The sequence below is a fragment of the Paenibacillus sp. 01T431 genome, assembly GCF_056398625.1.
This window is the reverse complement of the sequence record NZ_JBFTPT010000006.1, coordinates 255,422-275,476: the sequence shown is the minus strand read 5'-3', so window position 1 is coordinate 275,476 and position 20,055 is coordinate 255,422. Positions and strand designations below refer to the sequence as shown.

At 46.0% G+C, this 20,055-nt stretch carries 20 protein-coding genes; 18 read left to right on the top strand and 2 right to left on the bottom strand.

Translation table 11 applies throughout. The annotated features are described in order from the left end of the window. Nucleotides 1-6 precede the first annotated feature (6 nt). The 7 genes from ftsY (at nt 7) to trmD (ending at nt 4,949) form a co-directional block, all read left to right on the top strand. Nucleotides 7-1,014, top strand: a complete 1,008-nt coding sequence (ftsY, locus tag AC1DM9_RS13350) for a signal recognition particle-docking protein FtsY (RefSeq protein ID WP_339208899.1) — start codon at nt 7-9, stop codon at nt 1,012-1,014. Between the two features lie 163 nt (nt 1,015-1,177). Continuing rightward, a complete protein-coding gene (gene ylxM, locus AC1DM9_RS13345; protein ID WP_477580361.1) occupies nt 1,178-1,540 on the top strand; it encodes a YlxM family DNA-binding protein in 363 nt (120 codons plus the stop codon). 26 nt (nt 1,541-1,566) lie between these two features. Continuing rightward, nucleotides 1,567-2,943 (top strand): signal recognition particle protein, encoded by a 1,377-nt coding sequence (gene ffh, locus AC1DM9_RS13340; RefSeq protein ID WP_076268338.1) that lies wholly within the window; start codon nt 1,567-1,569, stop codon nt 2,941-2,943. Nucleotides 2,944-2,977: 34 nt separating this feature from the next. Continuing rightward, the gene (gene rpsP / locus AC1DM9_RS13335) at nt 2,978-3,250 is read left to right on the top strand and encodes a 30S ribosomal protein S16 (RefSeq protein WP_053375694.1); all 273 of its coding nucleotides are present in this window, start codon (nt 2,978-2,980) and stop codon (nt 3,248-3,250) included. Nucleotides 3,251-3,275: 25 nt separating this feature from the next. Further along, a complete protein-coding gene (locus AC1DM9_RS13330) occupies nt 3,276-3,506 on the top strand; it encodes a KH domain-containing protein (RefSeq protein ID WP_076268339.1) in 231 nt (76 codons plus the stop codon). Between the two features lie 162 nt (nt 3,507-3,668). Next, entirely contained in the window at nt 3,669-4,193 is a 525-nt protein-coding gene (rimM, locus tag AC1DM9_RS13325) for a ribosome maturation factor RimM (RefSeq protein ID WP_076268340.1), read from the top strand. A gap of 3 nt (nt 4,194-4,196) precedes the next feature. Then, nucleotides 4,197-4,949 carry a tRNA (guanosine(37)-N1)-methyltransferase TrmD gene (trmD, locus tag AC1DM9_RS13320; protein ID WP_339208901.1) on the top strand — a complete coding sequence of 251 codons (753 nt, stop codon included), beginning with the start codon at nt 4,197-4,199 and terminating at the stop codon, nt 4,947-4,949. Between the two features lie 72 nt (nt 4,950-5,021). Here the strand turns inward: trmD and AC1DM9_RS13315 are convergent, their stop codons facing one another. Continuing rightward, a complete protein-coding gene (locus AC1DM9_RS13315) occupies nt 5,022-6,440 on the bottom strand; it encodes a CAP-associated domain-containing protein (RefSeq protein WP_477580359.1) in 1,419 nt (472 codons plus the stop codon). Nucleotides 6,441-6,643: 203 nt separating this feature from the next. On the opposite strand from AC1DM9_RS13315, the gene rplS reads away from it, so the two are divergent. The 7 genes from rplS (at nt 6,644) to AC1DM9_RS13280 (ending at nt 12,074) form a co-directional block, all read left to right on the top strand. Further along, nucleotides 6,644-6,985, top strand: coding sequence for a 50S ribosomal protein L19 (rplS, locus tag AC1DM9_RS13310; protein ID WP_053375699.1), 342 nt, complete (start codon nt 6,644-6,646; stop codon nt 6,983-6,985). 97 nt (nt 6,986-7,082) lie between these two features. Continuing rightward, nucleotides 7,083-7,784: a signal peptidase I gene (gene lepB, locus AC1DM9_RS13305; RefSeq protein ID WP_477580357.1), complete on the top strand. Its 702-nt coding sequence runs from the start codon at nt 7,083-7,085 to the stop codon at nt 7,782-7,784. Nucleotides 7,785-7,793: 9 nt separating this feature from the next. Next, nucleotides 7,794-8,660 (top strand): ribosome biogenesis GTPase YlqF, encoded by an 867-nt coding sequence (gene ylqF / locus AC1DM9_RS13300; RefSeq protein WP_477511434.1) that lies wholly within the window; start codon nt 7,794-7,796, stop codon nt 8,658-8,660. A 21-nt stretch (nt 8,661-8,681) separates the two neighbouring features. Next, nucleotides 8,682-9,296 (top strand): ribonuclease HII, encoded by a 615-nt coding sequence (locus tag AC1DM9_RS13295; protein WP_076268344.1) that lies wholly within the window; start codon nt 8,682-8,684, stop codon nt 9,294-9,296. 249 nt (nt 9,297-9,545) lie between these two features. Next, entirely contained in the window at nt 9,546-11,372 is a 1,827-nt protein-coding gene (locus AC1DM9_RS13290; RefSeq protein WP_477580355.1) for a hypothetical protein, read from the top strand. Further along, on the top strand, nt 11,369-11,677 hold the full coding sequence (locus tag AC1DM9_RS13285; RefSeq protein WP_076268346.1) for an EscU/YscU/HrcU family type III secretion system export apparatus switch protein: 309 nt from the start codon (nt 11,369-11,371) through the stop codon (nt 11,675-11,677). Before AC1DM9_RS13290 ends, AC1DM9_RS13285 begins: the two co-directional genes overlap by 4 nt. Further along, on the top strand, nt 11,670-12,074 hold the full coding sequence (locus AC1DM9_RS13280) for a YraN family protein (RefSeq protein ID WP_477511432.1): 405 nt from the start codon (nt 11,670-11,672) through the stop codon (nt 12,072-12,074). The genes AC1DM9_RS13285 and AC1DM9_RS13280 overlap by 8 nt, the downstream gene beginning before the upstream one ends. Before the next feature lie 58 nt (nt 12,075-12,132). Here the strand turns inward: AC1DM9_RS13280 and AC1DM9_RS13275 are convergent, their stop codons facing one another. Beyond that, nucleotides 12,133-13,758 carry a YifB family Mg chelatase-like AAA ATPase gene (locus tag AC1DM9_RS13275; protein WP_477580353.1) on the bottom strand — a complete coding sequence of 542 codons (1,626 nt, stop codon included), beginning with the start codon at nt 13,756-13,758 and terminating at the stop codon, nt 12,133-12,135. A 293-nt stretch (nt 13,759-14,051) separates the two neighbouring features. Between AC1DM9_RS13275 and sucC the strand changes: the two genes are divergently transcribed. The 4 genes from sucC to topA all read left to right on the top strand — a co-directional run bounded on the left by sucC (nt 14,052) and on the right by topA (nt 19,652). Next, the gene (sucC, locus tag AC1DM9_RS13270; RefSeq protein ID WP_076268348.1) at nt 14,052-15,212 is read left to right on the top strand and encodes an ADP-forming succinate--CoA ligase subunit beta; all 1,161 of its coding nucleotides are present in this window, start codon (nt 14,052-14,054) and stop codon (nt 15,210-15,212) included. Nucleotides 15,213-15,271: 59 nt separating this feature from the next. After that, nucleotides 15,272-16,204, top strand: a complete 933-nt coding sequence (sucD, locus tag AC1DM9_RS13265; protein WP_053375706.1) for a succinate--CoA ligase subunit alpha — start codon at nt 15,272-15,274, stop codon at nt 16,202-16,204. Between the two features lie 177 nt (nt 16,205-16,381). After that, a complete protein-coding gene (gene dprA / locus AC1DM9_RS13260; protein ID WP_339208909.1) occupies nt 16,382-17,515 on the top strand; it encodes a DNA-processing protein DprA in 1,134 nt (377 codons plus the stop codon). A gap of 28 nt (nt 17,516-17,543) precedes the next feature. After that, nucleotides 17,544-19,652, top strand: coding sequence for a type I DNA topoisomerase (gene topA, locus AC1DM9_RS13255; RefSeq protein WP_477580351.1), 2,109 nt, complete (start codon nt 17,544-17,546; stop codon nt 19,650-19,652). Nucleotides 19,653-20,055 lie beyond the last annotated feature (403 nt).

Genomic DNA, 20,055 nt, shown 5'->3' with positions numbered 1-20,055 from the left:
GGAACGATGAGTTTTTTTAAGAAGCTGAAGGAAAGCATCGCTACAAAGACAGAAGCGGTGACAAATATTTTCAAAGAAGGCTTATCGAAGACGCGTACGGCTTTTGTTGAGAAGGTAGAAGAGCTTATCACACGCCGCAAAAAAATCGATGAGCAGTTTTATGAAGAACTAGAGGAAATATTAATTGGCGCCGATGTTGGTGTGAATACCGTTATGCAGCTTATTGACGATCTGCGGGTTGAAGTGAAAAAACGGAAGATCGAGGATGCTTCGGATTTGCAGCCAATCCTATCTGAGAAGCTGATTCAGCTCATGAAGGGTGACGATCATTCCGGCTTGCGGATGGCGCCAAGCGGCATCACTGTCATTTTGTTCGTTGGCGTAAATGGCGTCGGCAAGACGACGACCATTGGCAAGCTTGCTCATAAATTCAAGAGCGAAGGCAAGAGTGTGCTTATGGCAGCTGGCGATACGTTCCGCGCAGGAGCTATTGAGCAGCTGGAGGTATGGGGACAGCGTGTTGGTGTCGATGTCATTAAGCAGCAATCAGGAGCTGACCCTGCAGCAGTGATGTTCGATGCGGTGCAAGCTGCAAAGCAGCGCGGCGTAGACGTTCTGTTATGCGATACGGCTGGCAGGCTGCAAAACAAAACGAATTTGATGGAAGAGCTGAACAAGATTTTCCGCGTGATTCAGCGCGAGCTTCCTGACGCTCCTCATGAGGTTCTACTCGTTCTTGATGCAACGACTGGCCAAAACGCACTTAGCCAAGCAAAATTGTTTGGCGAGAAAAGCGGCGTAACCGGTCTCGTGCTGACAAAGCTTGATGGCACAGCTAAAGGCGGAATCGTAATTGCTATTCGTAATGAGCTAAGCCTCCCGGTTAAGCTTGTAGGTCTTGGCGAAAAAATGGGCGATTTGCAGCAATTCGATTCAGAGCAATTTATTCATGCTTTGTTTGCTGGATTAATCCAGCGTGAAGATGATTCTGAAGCTGAAAAAACGTCGGAGTAAGCGGCGATTAACGATGGTTTTGAGCAGTTAAAACAGCTCGTAAAGGTGACAAGGGAAAATACTTGACAGCAGCCTATAGTGTCATGTATTATAAAAGACGTTGCTGGTGTAAAGGTATTTACCTTGTCGGCAGAACAAGCAAATAACAGGAGGGGCTGAGGGGATGAAAGCAAATGAACCAGATGCCTTGTCCAAGACAACCCGAATAAACTTGTTGTTCGACTTTTACGAGCCGCTCTTGACAGAGAAGCAGCGGACGTTTCTCAAATATTATTTTCACGACGACTTCACACTTGGGGAAATTGCTGGCGAGTTTGGAATTAGCAGACAAGCGGTATATGAGCACATCAAGCGTGCAGAACAAGTGCTAGAAAGTTATGAAGGCAAGCTAGGCTTGCTTGTAAGACATGAATCCTTTCAACAATTAACTGTGCAGCTTGTAAACAGCGTTAACGAGCTTTCCATTGCAGAGCAGGACAAGCAGGCGCTTATGATTGTCATTGCACAATTTAAATTAGCCGAATAAAACATGAAGAATGGAGGTGACGGTACATGGCAGCATTTGAGAGCTTATCGAGTCGGCTTCAAAATGTGTTCAGCAAGCTGAGGGGCAAAGGCAAGGTTTCCGAGGATGATGTTAGCGAAGCAATGCGTGAAGTGCGTTTGGCGCTTCTAGAGGCAGACGTTAACTTTAAAGTCGTGAAGGACTTTATTGCGAAGGTGAAGGAACGGGCTATTGGCCTCGATGTATCCAAGAGCTTCACGCCCGGCATGGTCGTCATCGATATCGTAAATAAAGAGCTGACCGAGCTGATGGGCGGCACGCAGAGCAAGCTGGTTAAGGCTAATAAGCCTCCGACAGTCATTATGATGGCGGGTTTGCAAGGTGCGGGTAAGACAACAACTTCAGGCAAGCTGGCAAAATTGCTTCAGAAGAGCAACAATAAGCCGCTTCTTATCGCTTGTGATATTTATCGTCCTGCAGCCATTAAGCAGCTTCAAGTGCTTGGTGAACAAATCAATGCGCCGGTCTTCTCCTTGGGTGATCAGACATCACCTGTAGAGATTGCGCGTGCTGGACTACAGCATGCCAAAGAGAACGGCAATGACTATGTCATCATAGATACCGCCGGTCGTTTACATATCGACGAAGAGCTGATGGAAGAGCTTAAGCAAATTCATCAGGTTACAAAGCCGGATGAGGTTCTCCTCGTTGTTGATGCAATGACAGGACAAGATGCTGTAAACGTTGCACAAAGCTTTCATGAACAGCTCGCTTTAACAGGCGTTGTACTAACGAAGCTCGATGGCGATACTCGCGGTGGCGCGGCGCTGTCGGTAAAAGCAGTTACAGGCTGTCCGATTAAATTCGCAGCAATGGGTGAGAAGATCGACTCCTTGGAGCCGTTCCATCCAGAGCGTATGGCTTCACGTATTCTCGGCATGGGCGATATGCTATCTCTTATTGAGAAGGCGCAGTCGAACATTGATGCAGATAAAGCGAAGGAAATGGAACGTAAAATGCGTACAGCAGAGTTTACGTTCGACGATTTTCTTGAGCAGATGGAGCAGGTTCGCAATTTGGGGCCGCTTGATCAAATTATGGATATGCTGCCCGGCATGAACAAGATGAAGGGCATGAAGGATATGAAGGTCGATGAGAAACAAATCGGCCGCGTCGAGGCGATTGTCCGCTCCATGACGAAAGAGGAGAAGCAAAAGCCAGAGCTGCTTAATCACAGTCGCCGCAAGCGTGTTGCTGCAGGTAGCGGAACAACGATCGTTGAGGTAAACCGCCTCATTAAGCAGTTTGACGATATGAAAAAAATGATGAAGCAATTCTCATCGATGATGGGACCGAAAGGACCTAAGGGCGGCAAGAAGGGCCTGAAAGGTATGCTCGGCAAAAATATGAAGTTCCCGTTTTAATGGTTGTTTACTCTTTGAAGGAGGTGAATTTTTAATGGCAGTACGTATTCGTTTGAAAAGAATTGGTGCTCACAAAGCTCCTTTCTACCGCGTAGTAGTTTCGGATTCCCGTTCGCCGCGTGATGGTCGTTTTATCGAAGAAATCGGTACTTATAACCCGGTTGCACAACCGGCTCAAGTTAAGATTGATGAAGAGAAAGCGCTAAAATGGTTGCAAACTGGAGCGCAAGCTTCTGATACCGTTCGTGACTTGCTTTCCAAAGCTGGTGTTCTTAAAAAGTTCCATGAGCTTAAGCAACAGAAATAACTGTTGAATAGCGGAGGGCCTTGAGATGAAAGAATTGATTCTTGTCATAGCGAAGGCATTGGTTGATCATCCTGAACAGGTGCAAATCAATGTGAAGGATGATGACCGTGGCACGATATACGAGCTTTCGGTTCACCCCGAGGATATCGGTAAAATCATCGGTAAACAGGGACGCATAGCGAAAGCGATTCGCACGGTAGTGACTTCTGCTTCCGTGAAATCGCAAAAGCGTGTCATCGTCGACATTATGTCATGATGTACGTATGAAGAGAAGGTTGGGATGAATGTCCTAACCTTCTTTTCAATATGTACACTTATCCATGGATGTCGTTAATCATTACGGCTTCGTTCTTCAACATGGAACGAAGCCGTTTTTGCATGTATAATAAGGCTATACACATATGAAGGGCTGGTTCTAATGAACGAAAAATGGTTTACAGTCGGGAAAGTCGTAAATACGCACGGTATCCGCGGAGAGTTGAAAATTCTTTCGCAAACGGATTTTGCAGAGGATAGATTTGCTTCTGGAAACAAGCTTCTTATGGTGAACGAGGAAAGCGGAGCTTCACTGGAAGTTAAAGTAATCAGCTCACGCGCGAACAAAAACGTATACATATTGAAGCTGGAAGGCTTCACTGATATTAATGCGGTTGAGAAATATAAAGGCTGGGTATTGAAAATTTCAGCCGACCAGCAGCTTGAGCTTGAAGAAGGTGAATATTATTATCACGAAATTATAGGCTGCCGCGTCGTTACCGAGGAAGGCGAGGAGCTGGGCACGATTTCGGAAATTCTAAGCCCAGGAGCAAATGACGTATGGGTGGTGGATCGTCCGAAAGGCTCGGGGAAGCAATTGCTTTTGCCTGTTATTGATGATGTCTTAGTCAATGTCGACACAAAAGAGAAAATCGTGACGGTCCATTTGATGGAAGGATTGATTTAACCGATGAAAATAGATGTGCTGACGCTGTTTCCCGAAATGTTCGACGGCGTGTTCAATTCGAGCATTTTAGGAAAAGCGAAAGAGAAGGGGATCGTATCCCCTCAAGCAATCAACTTCCGTGCTTATTCAGGCAATAAGCATAACACGGTTGATGATTATCCATACGGCGGCGGTGGCGGCATGGTCTTGAAGCCAGATCCGGTCTTTGCTGCAGTAGAGGATCTAAAGCTGGATGACAATATAAAGCCGCGTGTTATTCTTCTATGCCCGCAAGGAGCACAGTTTACGCAGAAGAAGGCTGAAGAGCTTGCAAAGGAACAGCATTTGGTTCTTATTTGCGGTCACTATGAAGGTTATGATGAGCGTATACGCGAGCATCTTGTAACAGACGAGCTGTCGATTGGTGATTACGTGCTTACGGGTGGAGAAATACCTGCAATGGTGCTCATCGATAGCGTTGTTAGATTACTGCCAGGAGTGCTTGGCAATGAAACTTCTGCCGTTACAGATTCATATAGCACAGGTTTGCTTGAGCATCCCCATTACACTCGGCCTGCGTCGTTCCGCGGCTGGGATGTCCCGGATGTTCTTATATCTGGTCATCATGCGAATATTGAGGTGTGGCGTCGTGAGCAGTCGCTGCTGCGGACGCTGCAGCGCCGTCCTGACCTTCTGAAGAGCGCCCCGCTTACGGACAAGGAACGCAAATGGGTGGCTTCACAGTTAAAGCAGGAGCCTAATAAGACAGGCAAATAGTACGACCCTAGCTAATAAACAAAGCCGCAACGAATTTCGTTGCGGCTTTGTTTATTTAGAAGTATTCGATGATTATGGCGTGTAAAAATTTTGGGTATAGTAGACGTTATAGGTTCCGCCTAATGCAACACCTGTACCTAGTCGCTCAAGCTTGCTGTTTAATAGTGCTTCACGATGGCCTTCTGTTGAATTGACCCAGCCATAGTGAGCAAATATGCTATTTTTGTATCCGGCAGCTATGTTTTCGGCAGCTGAGTGATACTTAACGCCTTTTGCTTTCATTCGGTCAAAGGGAGACGAGCCATCTGGATTTGTATGGTCAAAAAATTTACGTGTACTCATATCGTTGCTGTGACCATGCGCAGAGGCAGCAGCGAGCTTGTCCCATTGCAGCAGAGGTATTTTGCGAACAGCGCGCTCAGCGTTAGTAAGATCAAAGAGCTGTTGTTCATATGCGTCTGCCAGCTTGGATGTATTGGCTGATTTTAACGCTGTGGATTTGAAAACGGATTGATCCATTTGCATGACACCAGCTATTTTGTTTCCATCACGTCGGTCAATGAAGAGAACGGTATGTACGTTTTTTGTAGTGTAAGCATAATAATCGTTATTTGTCTCGACATTGGTTGCTTCGCCAACCAGCTTTTTGGCATTACCAATCGTTTGACCGATCTGGATGCCCGACTTCATCGCCCAGCTATCTTTGCCGTTGGAGAAAAGTGCGATTACCCGATCATTTTGGATGCCGAACATCATGTAGTTGGTATAGCTGCTATTATAAACGTACCAGGAGAAACCATATTCGCTTGGATCAATTCTTGACGGTTTTCCGAGCGTTTGTTGAAGCTTTTGCAGCGAATCGTTTAACGTTATTTCATGAAGGCGATCAACGGTGTTAATAATTTTAGCATCGGACAACGCTTTTGAGTGAAGTTTGAGGTTATAGAAGAAGGTAAGCGCCTCAGCGCGTGTAAGCTTTCCATCTGGTATGAAGCCGCTAACGGTGGCAGAGGTGCGTCCGTTCGATATTTTCTCATCAAGCAGCCACTGAATTGCGCTTTGCTCTGTAAATTCCTTTCCATTTGCCGCGGAAGCTAGAAGCAACGCAGCTTGTCCACGTCGGAATTCGACATTTTGTGAAGCGTTATTGATAGGCCAGCCCAAATTATTCGCATAATCGTAATAAGGCTTGGTCCAATTGCTGGCGCTGGAAGATGATGTTGTGACTAATCCATAGGCTCTCAATAACATAGCAAGAAACTCAGCTTCATTAACAACCTTGTTTGGCTTGAAGGAATTATCCCCATAACCTTGAGCTAATTTCTGATCAACAGCCCAAGAAATATAGGAGCCAGCCCAGTGTCCATTCGTATCTTTAAAAGCCAAGGATTCAGCAGAGGTTTGCAATGGTGCAGAAATGGTTAATATTAATAGTACAGATGCGATTCCCCCTTTTGTTTTGTTACAAAAAGATTGTTTATTATGGTGCAATTTTGTCACCTCTTCATGTCGGTGTTTGTCATCATTTAGTATACATGATTTATGAATAAAAAAATCGTGTTGTATTATTGGGCTAGCTATGGTAAAATTTCTAATGTTGTTCGTAAAGTCGGACGGTCCGCTATCAGCGATGAACCGATTCAGAGGAATCCGGTGAGCTTATAAGAACGTCTATGGTGGAAGGAGTGAATCAAATGAATCTTTTGCAAACAATCGCGCAAGAAAATCTGCGCCAAGGTCTACCGAACTTTCGTCCAGGTGACACGCTAAAAGTTCATGTAAAAGTTATCGAGGGAACTCGTGAGCGTATCCAATTGTTCGAAGGCGTTGTAATCAAACGTCGCGGCGGTGGAATCAGCGAAACTTTTACAGTGCGTAAAATTTCCTACGGTGTTGGTGTGGAAAGAACTTTCCCGCTTAACTCGCCTAAAATCGAAAAAATCGAAGTGGCTCGCCGTGGTAAAGTACGTCGCGCGAAATTGTACTACCTACGTAGTCTTCGCGGAAAAGCTGCTCGTATTAAAGAAATTCGTTAAGAACAAACGACAAGAGGGGCTTGCGCAAACAAGCTCCTTTTCGTTTTTTCTCAAAGGTCATTTACATATTACAGCATATGGGAAGAAGGCGGACTGAATGGACTCACAGCAGCGAAATGACGGGCTGGACAATGGCAATGATCATGAAATGAAAAATACGCAGGAACATGCGGACATTGAGCAGAATTTACCAAACCGTGCAGCAGCCCATGCATCCGGCTCAGGAAAACAGGGCGGAGCTTATAAAGAAGTCGTAGAATGGATCAAGGCTTTAGTCATTGCGGTCGTTCTCGTATTTCTCATTCGTCAATTTTTGTTTTCACCATTCATCGTCGACGGACCTTCCATGAAGCCTAATTTCGAGACCGGCGAACGGTTAATAGTAAATAAAATTTTGTACACGATACGCGAGCCGAAATTTGGTGAGGTCGTAGTGTTTGATGTTCCAGAGCAAGGCCGTAAATTTATAAAACGAGTGATTGGCGTACCGGGTGATAAAATTCGACTCGAAGGCGATGACCTTTATATTAATGATAAAAAAATAGACGAGCTTTATTTAAAAGAAGCAATTGCGGCAGCACATGCCGAAGGCAAGCTATACAACGAAAAAGGAATAAATTCCGATGTATCTGAAATCACTGTTCCTGAGGACACGATTTTTGCACTTGGCGACAATCGCAGCGATAGTACAGATAGCAGGGTTATCGGATTTGTATCGGATAAAGAGGTTGTTGGACGTGCCGATATTATTTTTTGGCCGCTGAACAAACTAGAGTTTATAAAGCACTGGACTAAATGAGGTGAGTAAATGACCATTCAATGGTTTCCGGGTCATATGACGCGGGCGAAACGGCAAATACAAGACAAGCTCAAACTAATCGATCTTGCCATCGAACTATTGGATGCACGGGTTCCGCTATCTAGCCGTAATCCGATGATTGAGGAAATTTTGAACGGCAAGCCAAGATTGATCGTATTAAACAAATCCGACTTGGCTGATCCAAAAACGACAGAGCAATGGATGGCTTATTTCCGTAATGAAGGCCATGAATCGATCGCAATTGATTCCTCAACAGGCACGAAGGTAAATGAGGTTCCGCTCAAGGCAAAGCAAATTTTGCATGAGAAAATTGCACGTCAAATTGCAAAAGGCATAAATCCTCGTGCAATTCGCGGACTTATTGTAGGTATACCGAATGTCGGGAAATCCACGTTGATCAACAAGCTCGCTGGACGCGCTATTGCTTTAACCGGCGACCGTCCTGGCGTTACGAAGGGACAACAATGGATTAAGATTGGAACTGAAATGGAATTACTCGATACACCGGGCATATTGTGGCCAAAGTTTGAAGACGAGCTCGTCGGATACAGGCTTGCTATGACAGGTGCAATTAGAGAGCAAATTTTGAATGTTGACGATATCGCGTTTTTTGCGATGCGTGAGCTGGTAGATCGTTACTGGCCTAACATGAAAGAGCGGTATGAGCTTGAAACGCCACCTAAGGACGCTAAGGATTCAGATGAAATCGTGCGTGTGATGGAAGATATCGGACGTCGGAGAGGCTGCCTTGTTAGCGGTGGACATGTCAATTTGGAGAAAACATCCGGAATCATTTTGCGTGATTTGCGCTCAGGCAAGCTAGGAAGAATTACGCTCGAAGCGCCACCTTATTGATGTGAAACGGGGGAACGTAACGTGCTGCAATATGAACAGTCGTTATGGGAAGAAGGATTTAAAGCGATTGCTGGTGTAGATGAGGTTGGCCGAGGCTGCTTGTTCGGAGACGTCGTGGCAGCTGCCGTTATTTTACCGCCAGGGCTTGTGATTGAAGGGGTTAACGACTCCAAGAAGCTTTCCGAGAAAAAGCGTGACCAGCTGTATGATATTATTTTGCAGGAATGTGTAGCGTGGTCGGCTGCTCGTGTTGATGCTGAAACGGTTGATCGAATCAATATTAAGCAGGCAGCTAGGCTTGCAATGAAAATTGCAGTGGAATCGTTACAGGTTCCTTCTGACTATTTGCTTGTTGATGCGGAGAAGGTCGATGTTAGTCTGCCGCAGCTCTCGATCATTAAAGGGGATGCTACAAGCCAATCGATCGCTGCAGCCTCTATCGTTGCCAAGGTTACGCGCGATAGGCTTTGTGTGACCGAATGGGAGCAGGAATATCCAGCTTATGGCATTGCTATACACAAGGGATATGCAACGAAGCTTCATCGGGAGCGATTGCTAGCTAATGGACCAAGTCCTCTGCATCGCAGATCGTTTCTCGGCAATTTATTTACAGAGGAGCAGCTGCTTCTCTTCTAGCTGCATCTCGCAGCACATATTATATGACGCTCGATTGATTGTGCGAGGCAAAAGATGCCTAGTGTAATTATCGGGCGTTATTTTGTTTTTGTGCTGTTTTTTGGGGTGAACGGCTACAAGCTTTGCTCATTTTGACCGATATAAGGCTTATAGGTTTAATGAAGTCGTACATGCTTATGTAAAGAGCTCGCTTAAGTGCAAAGAGCAAACGCATAGAATGGCGCTGGAGCAACGGAGGCGAATGAACAAATGAATATAAGTCAAATGATGCGAAGCTTCTTAGGAGAGGCTTCTAGTGCGGATACACGAGCTGTGGAGCTTAAAGTTGGACAAGTGGTAAGAGGCGTCATCTTGCAGGTGATGGAAAATAACGAAGCGCTCGTACAAATTAACGGTGTACAAGTGCGTGCGAAGCTAGAGCTGCCGCTTCAAGTGGGACAATCAGCAATGCTCCAAGTGCAGCCTCAATCAAGCGGAGCGCTTGTAATGCTTAAACAGGTTGAACCTGGTCAAGTGGGATTGCCTGATGATACGTTCAAGGAATGGGCTAAACAGCTGGCGTTGCCAGAGCAGAAATGGGCAGCGCAGATTGTAAAGGATTTGCGGAAGGAAGGCGTTATTCTAAACCGCGACGTTGCGCAAGCCTTTCAACAGGCTGCATCCGCGATGCCGGCTGGTGGAGATGCGGAGCAATGGATGCAGTCCGCTGCCGCAACCTTTAAAAGAGGGCTGCCTATGACGGGTGCTACTGTAGGTGCGATGCAGCAGGTTATGTTCGGGCGCAGCACGCATGAGCTGCTCGAGACGTTGCAGCAGCAAATTACTTCATTCACGAGCGTTTCGGATGAAGGGACAGCTGAAACAAAAGCCGCAACTCAAGCAGCTGCACGTGTGCAAGCGCTTCTGACGGAAGGGCTCGAGCTGCTTCGTGGAGTGACGGCTGAGTCTGGTGCAGCAAGATCAGGAGAAGCCGTTACAAAGGACATACCGACTGCAAAGCAATTAAACGCGCAAATCGTCAAAACGGACTTGCCGCAGGCAACAGCAGCACCTGTCGCTATGTCTGAGGACGAAGCTCCGGATCAACAAGCTAATCCTCAAGCGGCTAGAGCATTAGCCAGTCAGTCAAGTCAGCCCAACTGGCTGGGACAGATGATGAAATGGATGGGCGTCGATCATGAGCTTCAGCTTGCCAAAGTTTTTACAGCGGATACTCAATTGAGTCAGCTAGCACCTGCTTCTCAGCCAGCAACAACGGAAACTGCTGCGAAGCCGGCGACTGTAACGTATGCTTCAGCACCACCGCTGCAGAATCCTATCGTCGAGGCTAACAGCAAAGAAGCTGCTCCAACCGTTATGCTGGCAAAACCAGCAGAGTTTGAAACCGCTGATTCTCAGCAAGCAAGGCTGCCGGATCAAAAGCATATGGTTGAACGAGCAGCCTTAGCGGTTCTTTCGACCGTTGCAGACAGCATTCCAATGACAGATTCTTCTCCGCCTGCTCAGCAGGAATCATTGAAAAGTGCCTTGCTAGCTCTTGTTTCATCGGATCATACACCTCCTGCTCTCAAAGAGACAGCGCAGCAGCTTGTACAGCAAATAACAGGCCAGCAGCTTTTGCTTACTCCTGAGCGGAACAGCTCGGTTCTCACACATGTGACGATGTTTATTCCAATCAATAACGCAGACGGCAAACAAACCGCATCGGTTCACATTCAGACAAGAAGAGGGCGAAAAGGAGAGCTTGACGCTTCGAATTGCAGATTGCTCTTTAATTTGTCGATGAACACGCTGGGCGATACGATGGTTGACGTAAATGTGATGGACAAAATTGTGAGTTTAAACTTGTGGAATGATCATCCTGCAATCTCATCGCTTGCTGAAGAATCTCGAAATGAAATTGCTGCCAGCCTTCAGCAAGCAGGCTATCAGCTGCTTTCACTGCGAACAACGCCGCTTCCCAAAGCGGGGGAATCAAAGGTGGAAGCAGCATCAGCAGCAGTTAAGAACCAGCAAATGACGGATATGAGCGCCTTTGCAGCCAATCGTTACAAAGGAGTCGATTATCGTATATGAGCAGCGATCAGAGTGAAAATCAGCCACAAACGAAAGTCAGGAAAGCAGTCGCTTTAAAATACGAGCCAGGCGAGCGCACTGCTCCGGTTATGGTTGCTAAAGGGAAAGGGCATTTAGCGGATCTCATCCTTGAGAAAGCGAAGGAAAATGGCATTCCTGTTCAAGAGGATTCCTCATTAGTAGAAGTGCTCTCTAAGCTTGATATCGATCAAGAAATCCCGGGTGAGCTGTATACGCTCGTCGCAGAAATTTTAAGCTTTGTTTATCGTTCTGACCGAAAAGCGAGGGAAATGATAGATGGGTGATGATGAGGGAAGAGCGAATGGGACGCGGAAACTAGATAATAGGAAAGCTACGGGTCAGCTTGGCGAGGAAGCAGCTTGTTTGTATTTAATAGAAGCGAATTATAATATTCTCACGCGGAATTGGCGATGTAGAATAGGAGAAATTGATATTATTGCTGAACATTCTGATAGATTTGTATTTGTAGAGGTGCGTACGAGAAAAGAAGGCGGCAAATACGGCACAGCCGCGGAGTCGGTGGATTATCGCAAGCAACAGAAGGTTAGGGACGCGGCTCAAGTTTATTTACGCAGTGTCGGGCGCTCAGATGCATCCATTCGCTTTGATGTTGTTGCGATAACGTTGAGCCGTGCAGATGAGATCGTCACTTCTTTAAAGCATTTTGAGGCAGCGTTCTAAAAAAGTAACAAATTGGACTTTCTCTGACGGGAGCTAACCTACAGAGAAAGTTTTTTTATTATGAAAACGGCTTATCAAGCCCGCGATATTGAATAGCTTCCGCGATATGCATTGTATCGACTGCGTCGCTTGCTTCAAGATCGGCTATGGTGCGTGCCAGCTTCAGCATTCTATCGTATGCCCGCATACTGATTCCAAGCGCTTCAAAAGCACTTTCCAGCAGGCTTGCGGCTTCTGGCTTTATATTTACAGACCTTCGAAGGGCAGCGCCGTTTAATGATCCAATAGGATTGAGACTGATGCCTGCTGTGCGATCTTGTTTAAAGGCATATGCACCCAGCACTAGCTGCTTCATTTGGGCAGTATTAAGTGATGGGCCAGTTGAAGCATGCTCTAGAGAAATAGGTCTTGGCACTTCTAGCTGTAAATCTATTCGATCAAGCAATGGCCCTGATATCTTAGATCGATAACGGCTAATGAGTGTAGCGCTGCAAGTGCAGCGTTTGTCGCCATACTCATGCCCATAATAGCCGCATGGACATGGATTAAAGGAGGCAGCCAGCATAATGCTTGCTGGAAACTGGAACACGGCTTTGGAGCGGGAAATGGTGACTATACGATCCTCCAGCGGCTGTCTCAAAACCTCAAGCACCTGTCTCGGAAATTCTGGCAATTCATCAAGAAACAACACGCCGCGATGAGCGAGTGTAACTTCTCCCGGCTTAGGGATAGAGCCGCCGCCGATCAGTCCGCCGGACGATATGGTATGATGCGGAGCGCGAAATGGTGGATGAGTAATAAGGCCGTGGGAGCTATCCAGCAGCTTGCCAGCTACACTATATATTTTCGTAACCTCCAGCGCTTCTTGTTCAGTCAATAAGGGCAATATCCCCGGTAGACGCCGAATCATCATCGTTTTACCCGTGCCTGGAGGTCCGCTGAGCAAAATATTGTGTTTGCCAGCCGCGGCTATAAGCATAGCTCGTTTGGCTTGATGCTGACCGATAACATCTCCATAATCACCAATTTCATCTTGCTTATCTAGATATGCTTTGTTTTCAATTTGGCTAAAGCTGGAATCGTTTCTATGATCGACACGAATATCGTTCCAGTCGGATTGTTTCTTTTTGATTAAATCAAGCTCTTTCAGGTGGCTTAACGCAAACAATTCCATATCAGAAATCCAGATGGCTTCCTTGACGTTCGCTACAGGCAGTAAGACACGCGTAAAGCCAAGTCGTTTCGCTTGTTCAATCATGGCAAGTACACCGGCTACCGGACGGACATTGCCGTTAAGTGAGAGCTCTCCAAGAAGAAGCGTATTCTCAAAAGGGGCAACGCTAATTTGTCCGCTTGCAGTTAAGATGCCCGCCGCAATGGCTAAATCAAAGGATGTGCCTTCCTTGCGCAAGTCGGCAGGAGCTAGATTAACCGTAATTCTGTCCATAGGAAAAGTAAAACCACTATTTTTTAGAGCGGCTCGAACACGTTCAACAGATTCGCGAACAGCAGGATCAGGCAAACCTACTACGTTGATTTGGGGTAGGCCACTGGAAATATCAACCTCAACCGAGATGCTTTTACCATCTACTCCATAAACGCTTGCGCTCTGAATTAAACTAAACACGACAAAAAGCACCCCCATATGTATGAATGAAGGTGCTTCCTTACGATTCCGTTCCATCGTTATGAATTTGCCAATATCATAATTTAGTTATCTTCGCATTGTCAATATTTAAAATGTTTCGGGTATGATTTTTAGGATTGGGTCATACTAAATGGCGTGGTATTTTCCCTTATAAAACGAGCATTTCAGCTGGTTTTATCGCTTTAATCTCATTTTGAGATGAAACCCATATCAAAAAAGCCGTATTAATTATGTGTGAAAGTAAGGTAACTGGTGGGGAAAGGTGCTACAATAATAGAGGTTTGTGTACATATGACTGATTTCAGTCTGTGAAATGGAGGATTTCAACAATGAATATCCATGAATATCAAGGGAAAGCGGTCCTTAAACAGTATGGTGTCGTCGTACCTGAAGGTAAAGTAGCCTTCACTGTAGACGAAGCTGTTGAAGCGGCTAAATCGCTCGGAACAAAGGTTGTTGTCGTGAAAGCACAAATTCACGCTGGCGGCCGTGGTAAAGCGGGCGGAGTTAAAGTAGCAAAAAATCTTGATGAAGTGCGCGCTTATGCTAGTGAGATTCTAGGTAAAGTGCTTGTTACGCATCAAACAGGTCCAGAAGGCAAGGAAGTCAAACGTCTTCTGATCGAAGAAGGCTGCGACATTAAGAAAGAATATTATATCGGCGTAGTATTAGACCGTGGTACAGGTCGTGTCGTTATGATGGCTTCGGAAGAGGGCGGCACTGAGATTGAAGAAGTTGCTGAACACTCCCCGGAGAAAATCATTAAGGAGATCGTTGATCCTGCTGTTGGCTTGCAAGCGTTCCAAGCGCGCAAACTAGCTTATGCAATCAACATTCCTAATGAGCTTGTTAACAAAGCAGTTAAGTTCATGATTTCTCTTTATACCGCTTTTGTTGAGAAAGATGCATCCATTGCAGAAATCAATCCGCTTGTTGTAACTGGCGACGGACAAGTTATTGCTCTTGATGCTAAATTGAACTTCGACTCAAACGCTCTTTATCGTCACAAAGATATCGTTGAGCTTCGCGATTTGGAAGAAGAAGACGCAAAAGAAATTGAAGCGTCCAAATACGACCTTAGCTACATCGCTCTTGACGGCAACATAGGTTGCTTGGTCAACGGTGCAGGCCTAGCGATGGCAACAATGGATATTATCAAATATTACGGCGGCGACCCTGCCAACTTCCTAGACGTAGGGGGCGGTGCTACAGCTGAGAAGGTAACAGAAGCGTTCAAAATCATTTTGTCTGATGAAAAAGTTAAAGGTATTTTCGTTAACATTTTCGGCGGCATTATGCGTTGTGACGTAATTGCAAATGGCGTTGTCGAAGCAGCGAAGCAAGTCGGTCTTGACCGTCCGCTCGTTGTTCGTCTAGAAGGTACTAACGTAGACCTCGGCAAAACTATTTTGAAAGAATCGGGATTGAACATCGTGGCTGCGGATTCCATGGCGGACGGCGCGCAGAAGATTGTCGCTCTCGTGAAATAAGATAACTTGCTGTGTGGCATAGGCCGCATACGAATTCATTCAGGGGATGTGAGTTAAGAGTGAGCATTTTGGTTAATAAAGATACAAAAGTCATTACCCAAGGTATTACAGGAGCAACTGGCTTGTTCCATACCAAAGGCGGATTGGAATACGGTACGCAAATGGTCGGCGGCGTAACACCTGGCAAAGGTGGCACAAACGTTGATATTACACTTGATAACGGCACGCTCGTATCATTGCCTGTTTTCAACACGGTTGCTCAAGCAAAAGCTGCTACTGGCGCTAATGCTTCAGTTATCTATGTACCACCTGCATTTGCTGCAGATGCAATCATGGAAGCGGTTGACGCTGAGCTTGATCTTGTTATCTGTATTACAGAAGGCATTCCCGTGCTGGATATGGTAAAAGTTAAACGTTACATGGACGGCAGTAAAACCGTTCTTATTGGACCTAACTGCCCAGGCGTAATTACGCCGGATGAATGCAAAATCGGCATTATGCCTGGTTACATTCATACAGCTGGACATGTTGGCGTAATTTCTCGCTCAGGAACATTGACTTATGAAGCGGTTCATCAATTAACGACTCGTGGAATTGGACAATCTTCTGCAGTAGGAATCGGCGGCGACCCGGTTAAGGGCTCTGAGTTTATCGATATCTTGAATCTTTTCAATGAAGATCCAGATACCTACGCGGTAATCATGATTGGTGAAATCGGCGGTACAGCAGAGGAAGAAGCTGCTGAGTGGATTAAAGCAAACATGAAAAAACCAGTTGTCGGCTTCATTGGCGGCGCAACAGCGCCTCCGGGCAAACGGATGGGACATGCTGGCGCAATCATTTCCGGTGGTAAAGGAACAGCTGCTGAAAAAATCGCAACGCTTGAAGCTTGCGGCATTAAAGTAGCTCCAACACCATCTGAGATGGGTTCAACGCTTGTGAGTGTTCTTGAAGAGCAAGGCCTTCTTGAAAAATGTATCACACGCAAATAATTATATAGTTTGATCTAAGGTAAGCAACCTTTCAACGACCCGATAACGGGAGTTGGAAGGTTGCTTTTTTTTTTGCGGATTGCCATTATTTTATCGGCTGACTTGCATTCTTATGCTATCTACCGCACAATAGATAAGTATGTAGGCCAGCCCGAGTAGAGAAGGGGCTTGGTACTGATGACTAAAAAACAAGATATTCGTAGACAAATGGTTATTGCCTTTCACGAAATTCCTGGCATAGGATGGCATGCAATTCAGAAGGCTGTTCACCATGAATTTTGGAATAAACGATCATGGAGCATAGAAGATTTACTTGCTATAGGCCTGCATCGTGGTCAAGCGAAAGCAGCGGCTGAACGTTATGCAGAGCGGCCATGGATTTTGACAGAAGATCCGTCAGAAGCAGTTGCTGCAGTAAATGCAATCGCATTAACGCCTTATGATACCGAATATCCGAAAATTTTAAGAGAGATTGCACAGCCGCCTTGGGTCTTGTATGCTAGAGGACGTCTTGAGCTGCTGCAGCGTCCAGCAATTGCAGTAGTAGGTACAAGAGTGCCGACCGCATATGGCAGGCAATCAGCGACTACGCTGGCACAGGAGCTTTCCTCTGCTGGCTTGACGGTGGTTAGCGGCCTAGCCAAAGGTGTCGATAGCAAAGCTCATGAAGCAGCGTTGTACGGAGCGGGAGGAACGATTGCTGTTCTGCCTACGCCTATTGATAAGTGTTATCCAACTGAGAATCTATCATTGTTTCACAAAATTGCCGAGCATGGCTTGCTCGTCTCAGAAACGCCGATCGGTACTCCGCTGCATCCTGGACAATTTCCACAGCGCAATCGTATTATTGCGGCATTATCTGTAGGAACGGTTATTGTGGAAGGCGCAACGAAGAGCGGCTCACTGATAACAGCACAGCATGCGATGGACATGTCTCGGGAGTTGTTTGCTGTACCCGGTCCAAACTCATCGCCTAAGAGTGAGGGGCCAAATGCGCTCATCAAACGCGGAGAAGCAAAGCTTATTAGCTGCGTTGAAGATATTATCGATGAGCTGAATTGGCTGCCGGAAGCGCTTAAAGCTTACAAGGAAGCAGATGCAGCGAGCAAGTCCGAACAGGAATTAAATAAGCCAGAGCTAACGCCTGAGGAGAGTAAATTGATTGCTTTTTTGCGAGATCAGCCCTTATCTATTAATGAGTTGCACGAGCTCTCCGCCTTCCCGTTTGGACATTTGAACGCACTTCTGCTAAATTTATGTATAAAACGCAAAATTGAATTGCAGCCCGGATCAATATATATTGCTTTATAGCTTGCAATGGAGAGAGGAGGCGCCTTACATGGCAGATTCTTTAGTTATCGTCGAATCACCCGCGAAAGCCAAAACGATTGGTAAATATCTTGGCAGTAAATATATCGTTAAAGCTTCTATGGGACATATTCGCGATTTGCCCAAAAGCCAGATCGGCGTCGAGGTTGAAAATGATTTTAATCCTAAATACATAACCATCCGCGGCAAAGGCAGCATCCTCAAGGAATTGAAGGATGCCAGCAAAAAAGTGAAACATGTCTTTCTAGCAGCCGATCCGGATCGCGAAGGTGAAGCGATTGCTTGGCATTTGGCGCATTATTTGGAGCTGGATGAGACCGATACTTGCCGCGTTGTATTTAATGAAATTACGAAACAGGCCGTGAAGGATGCTTTTAAGACACCGCGAAAGATTAATATGGATTTAGTTAACGCGCAGCAGGCGAGAAGGATTTTGGACCGATTGGTTGGTTACAAGATTAGTCCGCTTCTATGGAAAAAAGTGAAGAAGGGCTTGTCTGCCGGCAGGGTTCAATCGGTTGCCGTTAAGCTCATCATCGATCGTGAGAACGAAATCGATGCATTCATCCCTGAGGAATACTGGTCCATCACTGCGAAGCTGACTCATGCAGGAATTCCTTTTGATGCGAAATATCATTCCATTCTTGGAGAAAAACGTGAGTTAGGCAAGGAAGCTGACGTTGAGGAAGTTCTACAAGCGATGAAGGGCAGCAAGCTCACAGTCTCTGACGTGAGAGAGAAGGAGCGTCTGCGCAATCCAGCGCCTCCATTTATAACGAGCTCCCTTCAACAGGAAGCGGCAAGGAAACTTGGCTTCCGGGCTTCTAAGACGATGTCAGTAGCACAGCAGCTGTATGAAGGCGTTGAGCTGGGTAAAGAAGGTACAGTCGGTTTAATTACTTATATGAGAACCGATTCTACGCGCATCTCGCCTATCGCTCAAGAAGAAGCGAAAGAATTCATTTCTGAGAAGTATGGCGAAGCTTTTGTGCCTGAACAACCACGCATTTACACAAAGAAAAACAGCAACGCTCAAGACGCGCATGAAGCGATTCGGCCAACGTCCATATTAAGAGATCCCGAATCAATGAAACCGTTCTTGAGTCGTGATCAGCTGCGACTGTATAAGCTCSTATGGGAACGTTTCGTATCGAGTCAAATGCAATCGGCAGTGCTCGACACGATGACCGTGGATTTGCAGGCAGGCGATACAACGTTTAGAGCTACTGGTTCTAAAGTGAAATTTGCCGGCTTTATGAAGGTATATGTGGAAGGCAACGATGACGGCACGGTTGAAGAGCATAAGTTTTTGCCGCCGCTAGCCGCTGGAGATGTCATTCAATCAGAATCGATAGATCCAAAACAGCATTTTACGCAGCCGCCGCCACGTTTTTCGGAGGCGCGACTAGTAAAGACGCTTGAGGAGCTCGGTATAGGTCGTCCAAGTACGTATGCGCCAACTCTGGAAACGATTCAGAAGCGCGGATACATTGCAATGGAAGAGAAAAAATTTATGCCAACTGAGCTTGGAGATCTTGTCATTCAGCTCATGGAAGAGTTTTTCCCTGAAATTTTGGATGCGGAGTTTACAGCGAACATGGAAGGCAATCTCGACCATGTGGAAGAAGGCACAGAGGATTGGGTAAAGGTGCTCGCTACATTTTACGAATCCTTTGAGAAAAGATTAGAAGTTGCCGAAGATGAAATGAAGGAAATCGAAATTCAAGACGAAGTGTCCGATGAGCTTTGTGAGAAGTGCGGACGCCACCTTGTCTATAAGATGGGCCGATTTGGCAAGTTTCTTGCGTGCTCGGGCTTCCCGGATTGCCGCAATACGAAACCGATCGTCAAGGATATCGGTGTGACATGTCCGAAATGCGCAGAAGGCAAAATCATTGAGCGTCGGAGCAAAAAGGGACGTATATTTTATGGCTGTGATCAATATCCCGGCTGTGATTATGTGTCATGGGATAAACCGACGAACAAACCTTGCCCGCAATGCGGCGAGTCCAAGCTTGTTGAAAAGCGCAATCGCAGCGGAGCAAAGCTGCTTTGCCCAACATGTGATTATTCCGAAGAGGTATTGGATGAAGACGAGCAAGGTACCGATACGGATTAATTAAGCATGAGCTAGCATTAGCAACCATACTACAGAATCGAATGACAACCGCCTTACCCGTCCTCCCTTCACAAAGGGGGGACACCGTTGTTAAACGGGCTATTAAGCTGCTGTAATCGATTTATAATGGTTTCAATCATTCTGATGATTCAAATGGCTTAAATCGCTCAAATCGCGCCTAAGCTTCTACTTCCTTTCGGTCATGCGATACTAAAGTTTGCGCAAACCGGAAACCTGTCACGAAGTGATGAAAGATGTCTTTGTTTGTGGTAGATGGACTCCAATCTCTAACTGATGGAAAAGATCTTTGTTTGCACAAGCTGAACTCATATCATTAACTGATGGAAGAGATCTTTGTTGCGCAAGCTGAATTCATAATACTAACTGATGGAAGAGATCTTTG